The 19,185-nt window shown below is 39.3% G+C and carries 17 protein-coding genes and 1 pseudogene; 15 read left to right on the top strand and 3 right to left on the bottom strand.

All coding sequences use genetic code 11. From position 1 onward, the window contains the following. Positions 1–82 precede the first annotated feature (82 nt). Positions 83–328, bottom strand: a complete 246-nt coding sequence (locus HUX68_RS04370) for a hypothetical protein (protein WP_174613693.1) — start codon at positions 326–328, stop codon at positions 83–85. 160 nt (positions 329–488) lie between these two features. On the opposite strand from HUX68_RS04370, the gene HUX68_RS04365 reads away from it, so the two are divergent. Then, entirely contained in the window at positions 489–1,100 is a 612-nt protein-coding gene (locus tag HUX68_RS04365) for a GNAT family N-acetyltransferase (protein WP_174613692.1), read from the top strand. A 49-nt stretch (positions 1,101–1,149) separates the two neighbouring features. Then, positions 1,150–1,758, top strand: coding sequence for a TetR/AcrR family transcriptional regulator (locus tag HUX68_RS04360; protein ID WP_174613691.1), 609 nt, complete (start codon positions 1,150–1,152; stop codon positions 1,756–1,758). Positions 1,759–1,843: 85 nt separating this feature from the next. Here the strand turns inward: HUX68_RS04360 and HUX68_RS04355 are convergent, their stop codons facing one another. Continuing rightward, entirely contained in the window at positions 1,844–2,653 is an 810-nt protein-coding gene (locus HUX68_RS04355) for a transglycosylase domain-containing protein (RefSeq protein ID WP_246206604.1), read from the bottom strand. A 514-nt stretch (positions 2,654–3,167) separates the two neighbouring features. Here HUX68_RS04355 and HUX68_RS04350 point away from each other — a divergent pair. Beyond that, positions 3,168–4,031 (top strand): Hsp33 family molecular chaperone HslO, encoded by an 864-nt coding sequence (locus HUX68_RS04350; RefSeq protein ID WP_174613690.1) that lies wholly within the window; start codon positions 3,168–3,170, stop codon positions 4,029–4,031. A gap of 193 nt (positions 4,032–4,224) precedes the next feature. Beyond that, positions 4,225–4,956 carry a MerR family transcriptional regulator gene (locus HUX68_RS04345; protein ID WP_174613689.1) on the top strand — a complete coding sequence of 244 codons (732 nt, stop codon included), beginning with the start codon at positions 4,225–4,227 and terminating at the stop codon, positions 4,954–4,956. A gap of 135 nt (positions 4,957–5,091) precedes the next feature. On the opposite strand, the gene HUX68_RS04340 is transcribed toward HUX68_RS04345, so the two are convergent. Then, positions 5,092–6,060 carry a helix-turn-helix transcriptional regulator gene (locus HUX68_RS04340; protein WP_174613688.1) on the bottom strand — a complete coding sequence of 323 codons (969 nt, stop codon included), beginning with the start codon at positions 6,058–6,060 and terminating at the stop codon, positions 5,092–5,094. A 111-nt stretch (positions 6,061–6,171) separates the two neighbouring features. Here HUX68_RS04340 and HUX68_RS04335 point away from each other — a divergent pair, with 111 nt between their 5' ends. The 11 genes and pseudogenes from HUX68_RS04335 to HUX68_RS04285 all read left to right on the top strand — a co-directional run bounded on the left by HUX68_RS04335 (position 6,172) and on the right by HUX68_RS04285 (position 19,185). Continuing rightward, positions 6,172–7,005, top strand: a complete 834-nt coding sequence (locus HUX68_RS04335; protein WP_174613687.1) for an SDR family NAD(P)-dependent oxidoreductase — start codon at positions 6,172–6,174, stop codon at positions 7,003–7,005. 42 nt (positions 7,006–7,047) lie between these two features. Continuing rightward, positions 7,048–9,289 (top strand): annotated as a pseudogene (locus HUX68_RS04330) (ATP-binding cassette domain-containing protein). 309 nt (positions 9,290–9,598) lie between these two features. Further along, the gene (locus HUX68_RS04325) at positions 9,599–10,117 is read left to right on the top strand and encodes a DinB family protein (RefSeq protein ID WP_174613686.1); all 519 of its coding nucleotides are present in this window, start codon (positions 9,599–9,601) and stop codon (positions 10,115–10,117) included. 99 nt (positions 10,118–10,216) lie between these two features. Further along, on the top strand, positions 10,217–10,282 hold the full coding sequence (locus tag HUX68_RS19520; protein ID WP_174616338.1) for a DUF4260 family protein: 66 nt from the start codon (positions 10,217–10,219) through the stop codon (positions 10,280–10,282). 181 nt (positions 10,283–10,463) lie between these two features. Then, complete coding sequence (locus HUX68_RS04315; RefSeq protein WP_174613685.1) at positions 10,464–11,495, top strand: S66 family peptidase; 1,032 nt, start codon at positions 10,464–10,466, stop codon at positions 11,493–11,495. Between the two features lie 820 nt (positions 11,496–12,315). Further along, positions 12,316–13,170, top strand: coding sequence for a formate/nitrite transporter family protein (locus tag HUX68_RS04310; RefSeq protein ID WP_174613684.1), 855 nt, complete (start codon positions 12,316–12,318; stop codon positions 13,168–13,170). A 246-nt stretch (positions 13,171–13,416) separates the two neighbouring features. Beyond that, a complete protein-coding gene (locus tag HUX68_RS04305) occupies positions 13,417–14,661 on the top strand; it encodes a DNA polymerase IV (protein ID WP_174613683.1) in 1,245 nt (414 codons plus the stop codon). A gap of 231 nt (positions 14,662–14,892) precedes the next feature. Continuing rightward, the gene (argC, locus tag HUX68_RS04300) at positions 14,893–15,933 is read left to right on the top strand and encodes an N-acetyl-gamma-glutamyl-phosphate reductase (protein WP_174613682.1); all 1,041 of its coding nucleotides are present in this window, start codon (positions 14,893–14,895) and stop codon (positions 15,931–15,933) included. 14 nt (positions 15,934–15,947) lie between these two features. After that, positions 15,948–17,183 carry a bifunctional ornithine acetyltransferase/N-acetylglutamate synthase gene (gene argJ / locus HUX68_RS04295; RefSeq protein WP_174613681.1) on the top strand — a complete coding sequence of 412 codons (1,236 nt, stop codon included), beginning with the start codon at positions 15,948–15,950 and terminating at the stop codon, positions 17,181–17,183. A 12-nt stretch (positions 17,184–17,195) separates the two neighbouring features. After that, positions 17,196–17,996 carry an acetylglutamate kinase gene (gene argB / locus HUX68_RS04290; protein ID WP_174613680.1) on the top strand — a complete coding sequence of 267 codons (801 nt, stop codon included), beginning with the start codon at positions 17,196–17,198 and terminating at the stop codon, positions 17,994–17,996. A gap of 7 nt (positions 17,997–18,003) precedes the next feature. Next, positions 18,004–19,185 (top strand): aspartate aminotransferase family protein, encoded by a 1,182-nt coding sequence (locus tag HUX68_RS04285; RefSeq protein ID WP_174613679.1) that lies wholly within the window; start codon positions 18,004–18,006, stop codon positions 19,183–19,185.

Raw genomic sequence — 19,185 nt, 5'->3', positions numbered from 1 at the left:
TACACACTTTATTTGACAAACCCGAAATTTTGTTCCGGAAGTGGTCCCTTTGTGGAATAAGGGGAGACTTTCCGCCCCGATCTTATTCCTTTATCCCAATAACTCTAATCCTTTTGTAATCTGCAATCCATGTATCTTCTTTAAACATGGTTTCCCTTAAATTATCTTCAACATTTGCGATGACCAGATTTAAGGTTTTACGATCTAATTCTTCAAACATCATCTTTCCGAACATTTCAATCCAGTTTCTCAAACCATTAGTGCCTTTTAGTGGTGTCGGTCTCTCAAAGAGATAAGCAAATGTAACCTTAAATCCGGCTTTCTCCATCAGAGTTGTTTACTCGCCAATACCGGGGAAGAACCAAGGAAATCGTTCTTCATGATAATGAATAAGAAAGTGCCTTTTTGAATTGGAGAGATTGTTTGACATCACGGTGTTTTGATTTATAATGAAAATATATTCATTCATTAAAAAAAGGGGGGTATAAATGCAATCAGGAGATGGTAAGTTTAAAGTTGTAAAAGCGGATAAAGTTGATATAGATGTAAGAATGCAGATGTCTAAAATTTTTGCGGAAGGATTCTCACAGTGGCTCGACTATTTTTCCAAGGATAAAAATAAAATTGCAAAGGCTTTTGCGCATATGTTTGTTTTAAATCAATTTTATGTGGTTATAGCAAATGATAAAGTTGCTGGAATGGCTGCATGTACAGATGGTAAAACTTTATCGATACAACTTAATAAAAAAGAGTTGAGAAAGCACTTAGGATTTTTTAAAGGTATCATTGCAGGTATTGTTTTAAAAAAAGAATGGGAAGCCCCTTTTGAAAATTTTCCTCCCAATTCAGGTTCGATTGAATTTGTTGGAACGGCTAATGAATTCAGAGGAAAGGGCGTGGCATCGCAAATTATACGACATATTCTTGAAAATGCTCCGTACAGTGATTACGTAATTGAAGAAGTTGCCGATACGAATTTTCCTGCCATGAAATTATATAAAAAGTTGGGTTTTGAAGAGTATAAAAGGACGCCTCTTCCAGAAAAGAGTGTCCAGAAAAGTGGAATCAATAATTTATTGTCTTTGAAATATATGAAATAGTAAGTATAGATAATAAGGAAAACATGATTGGTTAATAGGAGGGAAATTCTTGCCTAGAACGGAAGAACAATATGAGGCAATGAGAACTGCAACTAGAAATAAAATCCATTCAGCCGCAATAAAGCTGTTTGCAAAAAGGGGGTTTGCAGCTACAAGTGTAAAGGATATTGCGGACAGTGCGGGAATCAGTATCGGGCTGATGTACCGTCACTATAAAACCAAAGGGGATTTATTTAATGAACTGGTTTCTTATGCTGCAGAAGGGTTAGACAAGGTTGTGAAAAAGTTTCAAAGTGATGAGTCACCAAAGGAATTAATTCGACTTTTTACGCTGGACATTTTGAATGATCTTGATAATGATGAGGAGGTTGCAGAATTTTATATGCTTATGAACCAATCCTTGAGCATGGAAGAACCTTCTTCTCAAATACAGGATCTTAACAAACAGAGTGAAGCATTATTAAACCAAACAACTCATTTAATCGAAAAAGGCCAGGAACTTGATCAATTTAAACAGGGGAATGCTTCAGAAATGGCTTTTTACTATTTCGCTTCCATACAAGGATTGATGATGATAAAAATTACTATTGGAGAAAGGTTCAAAGCGCCTAATCTTAAAATAGTAACAGAATTTTTGATTAAGGATTACCATGATTGAAGATTCACTTTATAAACAACCGCATTTTTCAATAGAAAATGCGGCTTGTTATTTTCAAAATTAAAGGATTTAGATTCACTAAACACTAAGACGCAACCTGCATAATTTCTGTATCCAATGCAGCTACTTTCTCGGCTTTCGTAATAAAGCCTAACTCGACCATCCGATGTAATACGATTTCTTGACGTTCTTTTGCCTTTTGCGGATACTTGATCGGCGAATAATATTCCGGAGCTTTCGGCAAAGCTGCCAGCATTGCCGCCTCAGCCAAACGAATGGTTTCTTTTTGTCCGTCAGTACGTACGGTCTTTTCAAAATAAAGTTGAGCCGCCTGTTCAATGCCAAACTTTCCATGGCCGAAATAGATGTCATTCAAGTACATCTCAAGAATTTCTTTTTTCGAGTATTGCTGTTCCAGATTCACAGCGATGATCATTTCCTTCAACTTGCGGGGGATGGTTTTTTCAAAGGATAAAAACAAATTGCGTGCAAGCTGCATCGTAATCGTACTCCCGCCTTGTACGAATGCCCCGGCTTGGATATTCGTCCACAGTGCCCGGCCCAGACTAATCGGATCAACACCGAAATGTGACATGAAACGGTGGTCCTCAATGGCAATAAAGGCTTTCCATACGTAATCCGGCATTTCTTGAATTGACACATACTCGCGGGTTGATTCCGCGTTTCCTGTAGAAGGATTCTGCAATTGTTCAATCTTCTCTTGATCAATCAAGACATTACCAGCTGCATTAATTGCGGTAAGTCCTGCAAGGGATAAGACGGCTAATATAGCAAAAAAGAGGAGGAACCGTTTGAACCTCAGCTGTCTGCGCTTTTTCTTTCCCTTTTTACGTTTTTGCATTCTGGAATCGGCAACCGTGTTAGATATACTCATCACAGTTAGGCCTCCTTATAAGTTGATCCATTTTCGTTTTCTTATATGAGGTATCGCCAACGTTTGTATGGGGTAGTGACAGGGAACCTGTCGCTACCCCTTTAAACCCTGATCAAACTTGGAATATTAAGCTATTCAATAAGCCCGCTTCTGAAAAAAACTTAACCCTCCAATAAAGAATACAAGAAATCCCCCAATGACTACAATAAATAACGATTCAGCAGAAAGAAAAGTAAAATCACCCATCCCTACAGATAACGATAAGACAAATAAAACCGTAGAAAACTTAAAGGAAGTAATTTCCGAAACAGAAGCATTGTAGAACTACAACGGGCGCCCTAATTGAATAGTGTGTCCTTCCGAAACTTGGCAAGTTTGTTGAAAAAGTCATAGTAGGTCAAGGTCTTAACCCTTACCTCAAATAAATAGTATAAATTTGTACTTGAACCTTACGTAAGGTAATGTTTTATAGTTGTATAACGACAATTCATTACGTAAGGAAAGGATAATTGATATGAGAAACAAGATTATAAAGGCTTTGGTCTTTGATAAACAAGTCCGTCTATTTATTTTAGATAATACAGCGTTAATTGATGAAATCATCAGTTTAAATAGGCAAAATCATCGATTGCTTAATCTTGCTCTAGGTAAAACAATCTCTGGGATTAGTCTGCTTTCAGCAACTATGAAGGGAGAGCAAAGATTGAGTGCTATTATTACAATGAGTAACCCTAAATATAGGATATTCGCGGATACAGATGCACATGGTAATATTCGTGGATATGCTAGTCAAAGTCTTTTAAAGGCTAAAGGTATGAAAGATGTTTCCTTTAAGGATCTCATTGGACATGAAGCATCCATTCGTATGATTAAAGGATCGGATATGAATCAATTTACGGGAATCACAGACATGCCTTATCAGAACATTGACGATGACCTTTCCCATTACTTTAAGCAAAGTGAGCAAGTGGAAACGTACATAGAAACAAACGTATGTTTGGATGAAAAAAATACAATTCTTTATAGCTATGCCATGTATGCACAATTGCTTCCAGGTGCCCCCGAATATTTGTTAAACGAAGTTAAAGAAAAGATAGATACGAACTCAACCATCTTTAAAAACCTTAAAGATATGAACAGTATACAGATCAACAAAAATTTAAAAGAATACTTCAGCGATTCAGAAGTCATAGGTCAGCATCAAGTTCAATTCTGGTGTGGATGTTCAAAAGAAATGTTCTATGGATTACTATATTCCATGGAAAGTAAAGACTTATTGGAATATATTCATGCTAATAAGTCGATTGAATCCAGCTGTCATATCTGTGGAAGGTCTTATCTATTTTCACCTCCTGAAATCAAAACCATTTTACGATGATGTGTGGGAAGTGTAATTAAAAGCTAATCTAATCTCAAAGTACAACTAAGTTGGATAAAAGCCCTATTATTAGTCCACATTTAAAACAGACTGAATTTCATTAAAAATTTTTGCTTTTGGGCTTGCAACTTACGTGACGTAAGGGATTACAGTTGAGGTACAGATAAGCAACAGGATTGAGAGGGCGATTATTTTGAAGAATTATTGGAAAGTTGGAGAACTTGCGAAGCTAACAGGATTAACGGTAAGGACCTTGCGTTATTATGACCAAATCGGATTGTTTTCTCCTTCCGATCACTCCGAATCTGGTCATCGGCTTTATAATAAGTCGGACCTCTCAAAGCTGCAGCAAATCCTGTCTTTAAAACACATTGGCTTATCGTTGGGAGATGTACAATCTGTCCTAGCCGGCAGCGGCAGTTATAGTGCATCAGAAGTCTTGTCTATTCAAATAACTCGTTTGAAAGAGGATATACAAAAGCAACAAGATCTTTTAAATGAGTTAACGAATGCATTAGCTTTAATTCAAAACCAGCAAGTCTTATCGGTTGAAGAATTAACAAAATTATTAGGAGTGATGAAAATGAATAAAGAAAAATACTTTTCGAAAGACCAGTTAGATCAAATGAAAAAGCAATATGATAGCATGGATAAAGAAGAATTAAAGAAGGCAGAACAAAAATTTGATTTGGTTATGGAAAAGCTTCGTAACCACATGGAACAAGGTACGTCTGCAACGGATAAAGATGTTCAAAGTCTTGCTAATCAATGGCAAGAGCTTGCAGGGATGTCAGGATCGCAAAATGATCCTGAGTTTATAAAGGCTGCTGAAAAGTTCCATGAAGAAAACCCTGGAAATGAATTGCAGCATGGTGTAGATGCAAAAATTTATCAGTACATTGGTAAAGCCTTGCAGAGTAACTAAGAACATGAACTAATTATGGATAGTGCGGATTGGCTTTGAAATAAAATTGAACCGTTTATAAAATAGATAAAGTAGTTGCGTAATTCTCTGTTGCACCTGATTAGTGATAAACGGGAAGCTAGAAAATCCCAAATATCATTTCCATTGTTTATAAAACGCGACAGTGGCTTCAGCCATTTTAAGGATCTTATCATGTAATTCTTTAGGTTCAACCACTTTTATTCGATTAGCAAAACCTAAGATATATCCCTTAGCCTCATCTTCGGTATCAAAAGAAAGCTTCACAGATATCCAGTCGTTCTGAACATAATTGTCGACTTCAACAATTTGAACAAATCGACTTGAGAATTTTAGCCATGTCAAAATAGACGGCGCTACTTTCACCGACACTTCGTAACGAGGCAGTTTTTCTATAAAGGCTTTTGTAGAGGACTCCCAATACTGAGCGAGGTTGAAATACTCCGGCCTTTTAAATGTTTCTTCCGTGGGCATTGCAGAACGAATACGTGATGCCCTATAATTTCGGATCTCATCATTTTCCTTGGAAGCAATGAAATACCAGCGGTTTCCCTTAGCTACTAGACCCAGTGGCTGTACAATACGCTCGTTTGTCTCTCCGTCTGCACGCTGATACTTAATTTTTAATTTTTGTTGCCCCCAAATGGCATTTTTAAGGATTTCGAACGACTCGATCTTTTCTTTTCGCTGGTGCCATGTGCTTGTGTCAATGTGAATACGATTCCAGACATCTTTAGCGTTTTCACGGTAAATGGAAGGCAGTGAAGCAATCAGTTTATTCCTAGCTTCTTCGGAAGTACGGGCCAACCCTAGATCATCAAGTAAGTGTGTAGACTGGGGAACGAATAACGCACGAATTTCAGATTCCTTCAGACCTGTTAAATTGGTACGATAATCTTCAAGTAATGACCAGCCACCGTTTATACCTCGTTCTGCTGTAACCGGGATACCGGTTCGACTTAATGCCTCCATATCCCGATAAATGGTTCGCTCGGAAACCTCCAATTTCTCTGCTAATCGTTTAGCTGTTATTTGTCCGTGGGATTGTAATAACATAAGTATGGATACTAGTCTATCTCCTCTCAATATAATCACCCCTTCAAAAAATTTATTATAATTATTTAATAAAATATGACAAAGGATGTCAAGAATACTCCAGTATATTGAAAATAACATATACATGGAGGATTGGTACACATGGAATCATTAACTGGAAAGATTGCACTAGTAACAGGCGGAAGCAGAGGGGCTGGACGTGGCGTTGCGGTCGAATTAGGAAAAGCTGGAGCAACTGTTTATGTTACAGGAAGAAGTACTAGAGGGAGATCGACGAATAATTGGCCAGGAACGATTGATGATACTGTATCACAAATAAAAGCGTACGGCGGGAAAGGAATAGCCGTTCGTTGTGATCATAAGAATGATGCAGAAACAAAATCAGTTATTGAACGCATTCGTAAGGAACAAGGAAAGTTAGATATTCTTGTTAATAATGTATGGGGTGCACATGATCTTTCAATCGAAGCCAGACCTTTTTGGGAATTGTCTTTGGAACATTGGGATACGATGTTCACTGCTGGAGTGCGGGCTCAGTTGGCCACGAATCATTTCGCCATTCCGTTACTTCGGGAGAATGAACATGCTCTCATCGTTCACACGACCTTTTGGGACGAAGACAAATACACGGGACAGTTTTATTATGACTTAGCTAAAAATGCACTGATACGAATGTCGTATGGATTATCAATAGAGTTGAAAAAGGATAACATAGCGGTTCTTGCTGTTTCACCTGGTTTTATGAGAACGGAGCTAGTGTTAAAGCACCATAAGTCAGATGAGGAACATTGGCAAGAGTCAGAGGAATTAATACGAACCGAAACACCTTATTATGTTGGACGTGGCATAAAGGCACTGGCAAGTGACCCGGATGTCATGGAGAAAAACGGGCAAGTGTTACGAGTTGGCGACTTGGCAAAAGAGTACCAATTCACCGATATAGATGGTCAGTATATTCCTCCATTTACAATTTAAACATTAAAGATTATACCCAATAAATATTCCTAAGGCGGTGTGATGGTGAACGAAAACGATTATATCAAGCTTCAAAGAGTAAATGAAAATAATTTAAAAGACATATCTCTTAAAATTCCAAAAAAGAAAATAACCGTATTTACAGGTATATCCGGATCAGGGAAGTCATCCATTGTCTTTGATACAATCAGTAAGGAAGCACAACGGCAATTGAGCCAAACCTTTACGACATTTATCCAAAATCGATTACCAACATACAGTCAACCTGAGGCATTATCTATTGAGAATCTCTCTCCTGCTATGGTGATTGACCAAAAGCGTTTAGGAGGAAATGCACGTTCAACACTTGGTACAATCACAGATATCTATTCATTGCTGCGATTGTTATTTTCTCGTATTGGAAAACCGTCTATTGGTGAATCCAAAGTTTTCTCCTTCAATAATCCGGAAGGAATGTGTCCAAAATGTCAAGGAATCGGACGGAGGATAGAGCCGAATGAAGAAAAATTATTCGATAAGGCAAAGTCACTTAATGAAGGAGCGATTTTGTTTTCCACTTTCTCCGTGGGGACCTGGTATTGGCAGAAACATTTAATCTCAGGTATATTCAATCCAGACAAAAAGTTAATGAATTACACGGATATAGAGTGGCAAACGTTGCTACATGGAAAAGATAAGAAAATCGTATTGCCCTTGAAAAATGAACCCGTCAAGTATTTTGAAGGTGTGGTAGACAGGTTTAGACGCATGTACTTGGAAAAAGAGATCAATCAATTATCGAATAATGTTAAGAAATATATCACCTTAACACATTGCACGGCATGCAATGGAACTCGATTAAATCAAGAAGTATTAAATTGTAAAATTAATGGTTATAACATTGCGCAGCTCGCTGCGATGGAAGTAGGAGAACTGATAAAGGTAATAGATACCATAAAGGATCCAGTAGCAAGACCGATTATTTCCAATATTGCAGGTCGATTACATCATCTCATGGACATGGGACTTTATTATCTTACGCTAAACCGTGAAACTTCAACTTTATCGGGCGGTGAATCTCAGCGCGTTAAAATGATACGACATCTTAACAGCAGTTTGACGGACATGATTTACATTTTCGATGAACCAAGTATTGGATTGCATCCCCGTGATGTACACAGACTCAATCGGATGCTGCAAGAACTCCGGGACAAAGGGAATACCGTAATTGTGGTAGAACATGACCGGGATGTGATTGAGATCGCTGATTATATTGTAGATATTGGACCAGAGGCAGGTACAAATGGAGGCGAAATTGTTTATGAAGGAAATGTGCTTGGGTTATACGATGCTGAAACATTAACCGGGAGATATATGAGGGCTGAACAACCGATAAAAACGGAAACCCGCGAACATAATGGATACCTTCCCATTGTCGAAGCCTCAAAACACAACCTAAAGAACGTGACTGTTGATATTCCTTGCGGAGTGCTTACAGCAATTACCGGAGTGGCAGGTTCGGGGAAAAGTACATTGATTTTTGATGAGTTTGTGGCACAGCATCCAGATGCCATTGTGATCAACCAAAAGCCTGTAGGTACCTCAATTCGATCAAACCCTGCGACATATACGGGCATTATGGATGCTATCAGAGATTCGTTAGCATGCCAACAAGGTAAGTAAATCACTTTTTAGTTTTAATGCAAAAGGGGCCTGCCCGGAATGCCAGGGGAACGGATTTATTTATACGGACCTTGCGTTTCTTGAAGGTATGAGAACCACTTGTGAAACCTGTCATGGTAAACGGTTTAAAGATGAGGTGCTTCAATATAAGTTAGATGAAAAATCCATCTCAGATATTTTAGACATGACAGTAATTGAGGGACTTCAATTTTTCGATAGAGAAGATATTTGCCGTACATTACAGGCACTACATGATGTTGGAATAGACTATCTAACACTGGGACAACCTCTAAGCACTCTTTCAGGAGGAGAATGCCAGCGGGTTAAACTTGCTGGCGAGTTGCACAAAGGGGGAAATGTCTATATTTTGGATGAACCCACCACAGGTCTGCATATGTCGGACATCACCAACTTGTTGGACATTTTAAATCGTCTGGTTGAAAACGGAAGTTCTGTAATGGTGATTGAACATAACATGGATGTCATAAAACAAGCGGATTGGATTATCGACCTCGGCCCTGATGGAGGAATCAAAGGTGGGGAAGTTATGTTTGAAGGTACTCCCAAGCAAATGTCAGGGGAAGGTCAAACATTAACAGCACGGTATCTCAGAGAAAACTAACCAGTATTCCACAAAAGGGCGCTAATCTCTAATAAGGATTGGCGTTGATATTGCATCATGGGATATAAACAATTCGAGGGCGAGAATGAAGAACAATTAAATTTAGAAATGAAACGTATTCAGAATTTGTTTTTCGATTCATTGATTGAGTTTAAACAGCTAATTGACATAGATCCACACTAATTAAAAATAGGTTGCGTTTCTTGTATGTTCAAATTAAATTATACCATATATTTTCACAAACTATCAGTCTTTATTTTTTCTTTTTTATTGGTATTATTGTGCATACCATAGAATGGAGGTAGATGGGTGATTGATTATAAAATAAAAACAAAAGAAAACTTTACTGAAAAAGTAGGGGAACTAGTATGGATGCTTGAACATTCGAGGGAAATTACATGGAGTGAAGTCTCTAATTTAAACCAAAGCGATTTAGATTACTTACCAAATGATAATTCAAATTCAATTGGTTCTCTTTTATCACATATTGCCTCAATTGAGTATGTTCATCAAATTATTTCGTTTGAAAAAAGAGATTTAACAAAAGATGAATACCTAAAAAGGGGAACATCTCTGGAGTTAGGAGATAAGGCAAGAGAAGTGATTAAAAATCATTCTATTGATTATTATTTAGATGAATTAACACAAGTTAGAGAAAATACAATAACCCATCTTAAATCCAAGGATGATAACTGGTTATTTGAGGAGAATAAATGGGATAATGGCGTACCTTATAACAATTATTATCTATGGTTTCATGTTATGGAAGACGAAATCAACCATCGTGGACAGATCAGAACAATCAAAAGATTGTTGGGAAATAGGTAAACCTTGTTCAACTATACGATCGGGCGTCATTCCGCAATAAGCCTTGGCGCCCAATACATACGCAAGTTCTAAGCTATATTTCTTTAATGTTATTTTGCAATTTGGGTAGCCCATATTGGGATGGATAGAATGCTTGCCTATGGATTGAAATATCCACAGTTTTAGGATACTCATTTGAAAAGTATCTGAGTGGTTTTTATTTATACGAACGGGCGCAAGAATTGTAAATGAGTTCAGGAAATGAATAAAGGATCAATTAGGTTTGCTGAAAAGATAGGGATGAGACAGAAGATGCTAAAATGGATCAAGATTATGAAATTATGCATTTTAGGAAGGTGGGGTTGATTTGTTAATAAAACCAAACAAATTGCAAAAGGGAGATAAAGTTGCGACAGTAAGTCCCTCTTGGGGAGGGGCAGGGGACGCAGAACTTAGATGGCGGTATGAGCAAGGTGTAAAGAGGTTGGAAAATATTTTTGGACTTGAGGTTGTTCCAATGCCCAATAGTTTGAAAGGTTCTGATTATATTTATGAGAATCCACAGTCACGTGCCGAAGATTTAATGGAGGCGTTTAAGGATAAAAGCATTAAAGGAATCATTGCTAATATTGGTGGTGAAGATAGTATTCGTTTACTACCGTATATTGAATTCGATGTAATTCGTGAAAATCCTAAAATTTTTATGGGCTATTCCGACGTGACAGTTTCTCATTTGTTTTGTCTTAAAGCAGGAGTAAGTTCCTTTTACGGTCCAGCCATTTTGACGGATTTTGCTGAAAACGTTGAAATGGATCCCTATACTATTGAAATGTTGAAACGCACACTTTTTTCTGATGAAGTTATTGGTGAAATCAACCCTGCCCAAAAATGGACGAGTGAACATTTGGAATGGGATGCAGTAAATAAAAATCAACGACGAACAATGCAACTAAATACAGGATATGAAGTGCTGCACGGATCTGGAGTTGCACAAGGGAGACTTATTGGCGGTTGCATCGACGTTTTGGAGTTCGCAAAAAGTACAGAAATCTGGCCAGAACCAAAATATTGGGAGGATAGCATTCTCTTTTTTGAAACCTCCGAAGAGAAACCGGAACCCGATCTTATAAAATATTGGCTTCGTAATTATGCCGCACAGGGCATACTGCAAAAGGCAAGCGGTTTAATCTTCGGCAAACCAATGGATGAGAGGTATTATGAATTATATAAAGAAGTCATTCATCAGGTTATGAGGGAAAATAATTTAGAAAACTTACCTGTTCTTTATAACCTGAATTTCGGTCATACTGAGCCAAAATTAGTTTTGCCGTATGGTGCAATGGCGGAGATTGATTGTTCCAAGAAAACTTTTTCAATTCTGGAAAACGGAGTTAAGTAGTGTAGAATATAATCAAACTTGATATTCATCCAAAAAGCCAGTTTTCTGGTGATTATCCTTAATGCTATGCGGCTAAAGAGCTTTAACCGCAAAAACATGAAAAAAGCGCAAAAACTTTATACGGCTCCAGCACATGCTTAAGCATGACGCAAGAGGAAAATACGTGAAAGACAACATACGCAAAACAGCAGATGTATTAGTAAGAACTAGCCATTCACTTGTAGCGAGTCTTGTAGGGCCTGTGCTTGTATGAGCTAATAAGTAAATTTATCCGGAAAAAATAGACATTATTTTTCAGCAAACACCAACAAGACAGGATAAATAGTAAGGGAAATATCGTACGTTTAGACGTAGAAATAAATGGGGATATTACAACAATGAATCTATATAGACGGTGGCGCGGGAAAATGGAGCGCCGATAGAGGAATATGACAAGAAAGATTAAGCCTTTGATTCAGTTAGAGGAAACGGCGAGATAAAACCAGCTGATTAAGCTGGCTTATTCAAACAAAGATCATGAATTAGAAGAAAAAAGAAATTTTAATGATTAAAGTTTGAAAGAGATAAGCTCTTCCCAGAAATAGAGGAGAAAGGGTTTTTGTCAGACAAAAATTCACAATAGCCACTTGTCCATTTTTACCGGGGGAACAAATCAAACGTCATAAAGTCGTCATGGGTTGCTTTTCGGAATGTAGGAAGATGGCATTTAATTAACAGCTAAACTTTGAATAACGGTGACTCCCTTTTTCAGTTCACAGAATTTCTAATTACTTAAATCAATCCAGCTAGCTCAGACCCCAAACAGATCGGAGGCAACCTTATGGGAGACAAAGACAACCAGGAATTATCGCACCAAGCCAACAGCACACCAAAGGAAGTTGAAAGGCAGTTTTTTCTTCCATCACAGGTTATGCGGACGTTCGGTGAAAAAGGGAAAGAGCATCTTAATAAAAATATGCCATCCCAGTTCATTCTGTCTTTAGCAGCCGGATCATTTATGACCTTTGGGGCTGTTTTTTCGGTATTGCTTTCTCTCGGCGTTGATGCTAAAGGACTGGCCTATTTATTGCAGGGACTTGGATTTGCAACAGGTTATCTAATGGTATTTATATCAGGATCTGTTTTGTTTACCGAAGTGAATGTGCTTTTGCCAACATATTATTTGCAAAAATCTTATTGGAAGAAACATAAATACCTTAAATTCTGGGTTGCAACCTATATTGGCAACATTGCAGGCGCGTTGTTTGTTGCCCTGTTAATAATTGGTTCAGGCTCCATGACACCTGAATTCACGAAAGGACTTGAAACCCTTCTTGGTCATAAAATGCAATTTGCTGAGCATGGTTGGATTGGCTGGATTCAGGTCGTTTTGTCGGGGATCGTCGCCAATTGGCTTATTGGCATGGCTGCTTTTTTAACAACCTCGGCCAGAGATATGATCGGCAAAATTATGGGCACAGCGTTGCCTGTTACCCTTTTTGTGGCAGGTAACTTTCAGCACAGCGCGGCAAATATGGGCTATTTTAGCCTTGGTCTATTTGCATCCGACAACTATGAATGGTATGAATATTTATTATTTAATCTCATCCCGGCAAGTATTGGCAATATTATTGGTGGTGCCATCTTTATTTCCTTGCTCTTTTCTTATGCATATCGGAAAGAGATCCGGAGATAAAATCGGATCAGACCGGCTGCCATAGTCGATAAACTTTGGAAGCTCGGTGACTGCCAATAAAACCCGTTTTGGATCAGGAGTTAACTCTTTATACAGTCGGGTAAGGACTGGCTTTTAAATGATACCATTATAAGGGGAAGTTTTGGATTTCCCATAAGGGAAGGTTTTCTAAAAAGTATTTCACGGTTATAATTTTCTTATGTTATAATTGGTAATACAAACGGATGTTCGCAGAGGGTGTTAGTCATGCAGCCTAAAAAAGGCAAGGTTATTTTTCATGTCGATATGAATTCGTTTTATGCTTCCGTGGAAATGGCCTATAATCCAAAATTGAAGGGGATACCTTTAGCTATTGCCGGCAATCCCGAAGAGCGAAAGGGAATTGTTGTAACGAGCAGCTACGAAGCGCGGGCCAAAGGTGTCAAAACAACGATGCCGTTATGGCAGGCAAGAAGGTTGTGTCCGGAACTGCGTGTGCTTCGTCCGAATTTCGATCGGTACCGGACTGCTTCACGGGAAATCTTCAAGATGATGGCTGAAATCACTCCTCTCGTTCAGCCGGTTTCCATTGATGAAGGGTATATGGATGTTACGGATAGTACGGAATTTGGAACCCCGCTGGAGATTGCTGATAATCTGCAGTCCAGGATTAATCGTGAATTGGATTTGCCAAGCAGTATTGGCATCGCTCCGAATAAGTTTTTGGCGAAGATGGCTTCTGACATGAAGAAGCCAATGGGAATTACTGTATTACGCAAACGTGACCTGCCGTACAAACTTTGGCCGTTGCCAATTGCAGAAATGTATGGAGTAGGTGAAAAAACTGCCGAAAAATTGCAAGCAGTTAATATCAATACCATTGGAGATCTGGCAAAGGGGAAACTATATCAACTAAAACAGGTGCTCGGAATAAACGGTGAACGTTTGCAGAACAGAGCCAACGGTATTGATACAAGGGCAGTGGATCCGGAAGCTGTACATGAATTCAAAAGTATTGGCAGCTCACAAACATTGCCGGCTGATACAACAGATGATACCGAGATTCGGCAGTTGATGGGCAAGCTTGCTGATAATGTGGAGCGGCGCATGAAACGGAAACAGGCTGCAGGAAGAAGTATTCAGATTACCATCCGCTACTATGACCGGAAAACCATTACCCGGAGCAAAAAGCTGCAGACCTATATTGAAAACAAGGACGACATTCTGTATTTTGCTAATGAATTACTGCATAAGCACTGGAATCTGGAGCCGATCCGCCTGCTGGGAATTACTGTTCAAGACGTGGAAGAAAAGCAGTATATTGCTAAGCAATTGGATTTGTTTACGTATGAAAAAGAAGCGGATAAAGAAAAATTGTACGACACCATCGAAAAGCTGACCCAAAAATACGGGAAAAGTACCTTCAAACAATTAAAAAACGATGAAAAAGACGATCAACAGCCAAGAACAAGCTTTCAAAAAGATTTTTTGGATGATTATCGCAAAAAATAGCAAGGTTATTGGTAGAAAATTTCCATAAAAACTGTCTCGCTCACTATGTAATGAAGTGTTAATCAAATACTATAATTGATCTTCCTAAGGACATAGATTCGGAATACGATCCGAGTCTATGTCCTTTTTAGTTTGCATGTAATATCTTATAAAATTATTTAAATTTATTGTTGAATAATTATGCAATAATATGTATAATTATTCTCAAATCATTTTACGGGGGAGATATTCATGAAGGTAGGAATTATCGGTGCAAGCGGTTATGGCGGTGTAGAATTAATCCGCAACTTGCATAACCATCCAAAGGTTTCACTTGAGTTGCTGGTTTCCAGTTCGACACAGGGCGAACAGCTCACGGATCAATTTCCACAGTTGCACAATATTATGGAGCTGCCACTGAATGGATTTAATGAAAATGAAATAAGTTCACGGGTTGATATTTTATTTTTTGCAACTCCAGCCGGTGTAGCCAAGGATCATGCCCCCGGTTTTGTAGAAAAAGGAATTCAATGTATTGATTTATCAGGAGATTTTCGATTGAAGCGCGGAAGTTTATACGAAGAATGGTATAAAGATGCACCAGCCCCGCAAGAATATCTCGACATGGCAATTTATGGGCTTCCTGAATTATATCGGGATGAAATTAGTAAGGGTAATTTTATTTCAAACCCTGGCTGTTATCCAACGGCAGCATTACTTGGGATGGCTCCATTGTTGAAATCAAATTTGGTGAATTATTCCACACCGGTTATTGTTGACGGAAAAACAGGCGTTTCCGGAGCTGGAAGGAAGCCAGCAAAGGGGATGATGTTTTCGGAGATTAATGAGAATACGAAAGCATATAAGCCTGGAAGTCACCGGCATGCACCCGAAATGGAACAGATTGCTGCGGATATATCTGGCAAAGAGTCAGCGGTTATTTTTAATCCGCACCTTGTTCCGATGACTAGAGGGATTTTATGTACGATATACATACAGTTGAATGAGACGATCAAAAATGTGGCAGTCAATCAACTGTACGAAAATTTTTATCAGGATGATTTTTTTGTAAGGGTGCGTCCTGAAAAAAGTTTACCCGCAACTAAAGATGTCTATGGAACAAATTTTTGTGATATTGGTACTTCAGTTGACCAGCGTACAAATGTATTGTCTGTTATTTCCGTTATCGACAACCTAGGCAAGGGTGCAGCAACACAAGCGATTCAAAATATGAATCTTATTAACGGATGGAATGAACAAACAGGTCTTGATGTGGTACCTGTTTATCCATAAGGAGGGAGTGATTCATGGTGGTAGAAACCAAACAGCCTATTAATAATTTGAGCGTCATGGAAGAGGGAGTTACAGCACCAAAAGGGTTCCATGCCGGTGGGTTGCACTGCGGCATGCGTCGTAAACGGAAGGATTTGGCCTGGTTGTATTCAGAAGCTCCCGCAAATGCAGCAGCTGTATATACTACTAATCTATTTCAGGCCGCACCGCTTAAAGTCACAAAAGAAAGCATAGCCACCGAGCAATTGCTGCAGGGATTAATTGTGAATTCTGCGATAGCCAATGCATGTACTGGTGAACAAGGACTTCACAATGCATATCAAATGCGCCATTGGTTTGCTGAAAAAGTGGGGTTGAAAGACCATGATGTTGCAGTGAATTCAACCGGTGTTATTGGTGAACAACTTCCAATGGATAAGCTTAAAAATGGAATTGAACAAATTACGATGGAAGAATCCATCGATGAAAATTTTAATCAGGCAATATTGACGACAGACACATTTACCAAGTCCGCTTCGGTACAGTTGCAAATAGATGGTCGGACTGTAACCATCGGGGGTTCTGCGAAAGGTTCCGGAATGATTAATCCGAATATGGCAACAATGTTTGCTTTTTTGACCACAGATGCGGCAATTGAAGCAGAGGCACTTCATTGTGCGCTTCAATCCACCGTCAACAAGACATTTAATGCAATCACCGTTGATGGAGATACGAGCACAAATGATACCGTGATGGTTATGGCTAATGGAATGACTGGTAACTCCACTATTACGATGGATAATGAGGGAGACCGTCAACTATTCCAACATGGTTTATCTCTTGTCTGCACTGAACTGGCAAAACAGATTGCGAGTGACGGGGAAGGGGCTACCAAACTGGTGGAAGTATTGGTGAAAGGTGCTCTGCTGCAGGAAGATGCACAAGCAATTGGTAAATCAATTGTCGGGTCCAGTCTGGTAAAAACAGCAATATTCGGTTCCGATGTCAACTGGGGAAGAATTATTTGCGCAGCCGGATACAGTGGTATTCAACTTGATCCGGAAAAGGTGTCAGTGTCAATAGGAGATACGGAAATTGTCGGAAATGGTATGCCATTGGAATTTGATGAATCTGGTGTTCAATACTATTTAGAAAATGAAAAGGAAATTCAGATTACTGTAGATTTGCACGATGGTAATCAGGAAGCTTATTCATGGGGATGTGACCTTTCGTACGATTATGTACGAATCAATGCTTCCTATCGAACATAGGGAGGTCTGTTTATGTCATACGTGGTTATAAAATGTGGAGGAAGTGTACTGGATCAGTTACCGGAATCATTTTACCAAAATGTTGTCGATTTAGCTGAAGAACACGGTATTCAACCGATTATTGTGCATGGCGGCGGCCCGGATATTTCCGATTATCTGCAAAGACTGAATGTGGAATCTCAGTTTATTGATGGAATGCGTGTAACAACCGAAGAAACACTCGATATTACGGAGATGGTGCTATCAGGCCTTGTTAATAAAAAAATTGTTCGCGGTATAACGAAAGTCGGGGGAAATGCCTATGGGTTAAGTGGTGTTGACGGTATGCTGCTTGAAGCCGAGAAGATGTATACAGATCAGCAGCTTGGGTTTGTAGGCAAGATAAAATCTGTTAATGCGGATGGAATAAATGGCATGACAGCACAGCAAATTATACCGGTAATCTCGCCGATATCTGCGGATAAACATGGTCAGCGCTGGAATATTAACGCAGATCTTGCCGCTGCTGCTATTGCCATACAATTAGAAGCACCATTGTATTTTGTTTCCAATATCCCCGGTGTTATGGAGTCAAGAAAACTTGTTCCACATCTGGATCAGGAAAAAGCTGACCGAATGGTGAAGACTGGTTCCATTTTCGGTGGAATGGTTCCTAAGGTGCAGGCCGCATTGGATTGTGTGCATCAGGGTGTAAAAAAGGTCGTTATCCTTAGTGGACTGGAAGAAAATAGCCTGCTCGATTTAATAAAGGGTAAGAATGTGGGTACTGTTATTGAGGATGTCAGTATGATGAAGGTTCAGAAGGGAGGATGAACCATAAATGGAAAAAATAAAATCGAGTCTGATGAATACGTACAACCGTTTTCCAATAACGGTGGATAAGGCAAAAGGAAGTTACGTCTGGGATGCTGACGGAAAGGAATATCTGGACTTTGCGGCGGGCATCGCCACATGCAATCTTGGCCATGTTCCGGATGAGGTAAAAAAATCCATCACAAGCCAGCTTGATCACGTTTGGCATTGTTCTAATTTATATCAAATTGGGCCGCAGCAACAGCTTGCTGATTTGCTCACGGAGTATAGTTGTTTGGATCAGGTGTTTTTTTGCAATAGTGGGGCGGAAGCAAATGAAGCAGCTATTAAACTGGTACGTGCATATAATCAGGATAACAAAACGATCGCGGCTTTTCAGCAATCGTTTCATGGCAGAACAATGGCGGCATTAAGTGCAACGGGACAGGAAAAGCTTCATGTTGGCTTCGAGCCTTTGGTGCAGGGATTCACTTTTTTAACTTACAACGATTTTGATAGTTTGCGTTGGCTGAGGGAAAATCCTCCAGCAGCAGTTATGCTTGAACTGGTGCAAGGAGAAGGTGGTGTTATACCCGCTGACCACAATTGGGTTAATGCACTTGTGCGGATCTGCAATGATGAAAAAATACTAATCGTGATTGATGAGGTGCAGACAGGGATGGGGCGGACCGGTACATTGTTTGCCTATGAAGAGTATGGATTTGAGCCGGATATTATAACACTTGCCAAGGGTCTTGGATCAGGATTCCCGATTGGCGCCATGCTGGCCAAAGAAGAGGTGGCAAATGCTTTTCAGCCGGGCAGTCATGCCAGCACGTTTGGAGGAAACCCATTAGCTTCTGCTGCCGGAGTTTCAACTCTTTCTGAAATAGTGAATTCGAACATCCTGGACAATTGTATGGAAATGAGTGAAAAACTTTTCACAGGTTTAAAGAAGTTACAGGAAGAATTTCCACAAATTAAATCTATCAGGGGAAAAGGATTGCTGGTCGGTATTGTTGTAGATGGGCCCGCTATTGACCTGGTCACAACTGGAATCAATAGAAACTTATTAATTACGATGGCTGGACCGAATGTCGTTCGCTTGCTTCCGGCGCTCAATATAACGGAGAATGATTTGTTATTGTTTTTTGAACGGTTTCGTGCTGTGCTCGAATCGGTTAGTAAGGAAGTATCTATCAGTGAATAA

The sequence above is a fragment of the Virgibacillus ihumii genome (assembly GCF_902726655.1).
GTDB classification, from domain to species: Bacteria; Bacillota; Bacilli; order Bacillales; family Amphibacillaceae; genus Lentibacillus; species Lentibacillus ihumii.
This window is presented reverse-complemented; position numbering and strand designations above follow the sequence as displayed.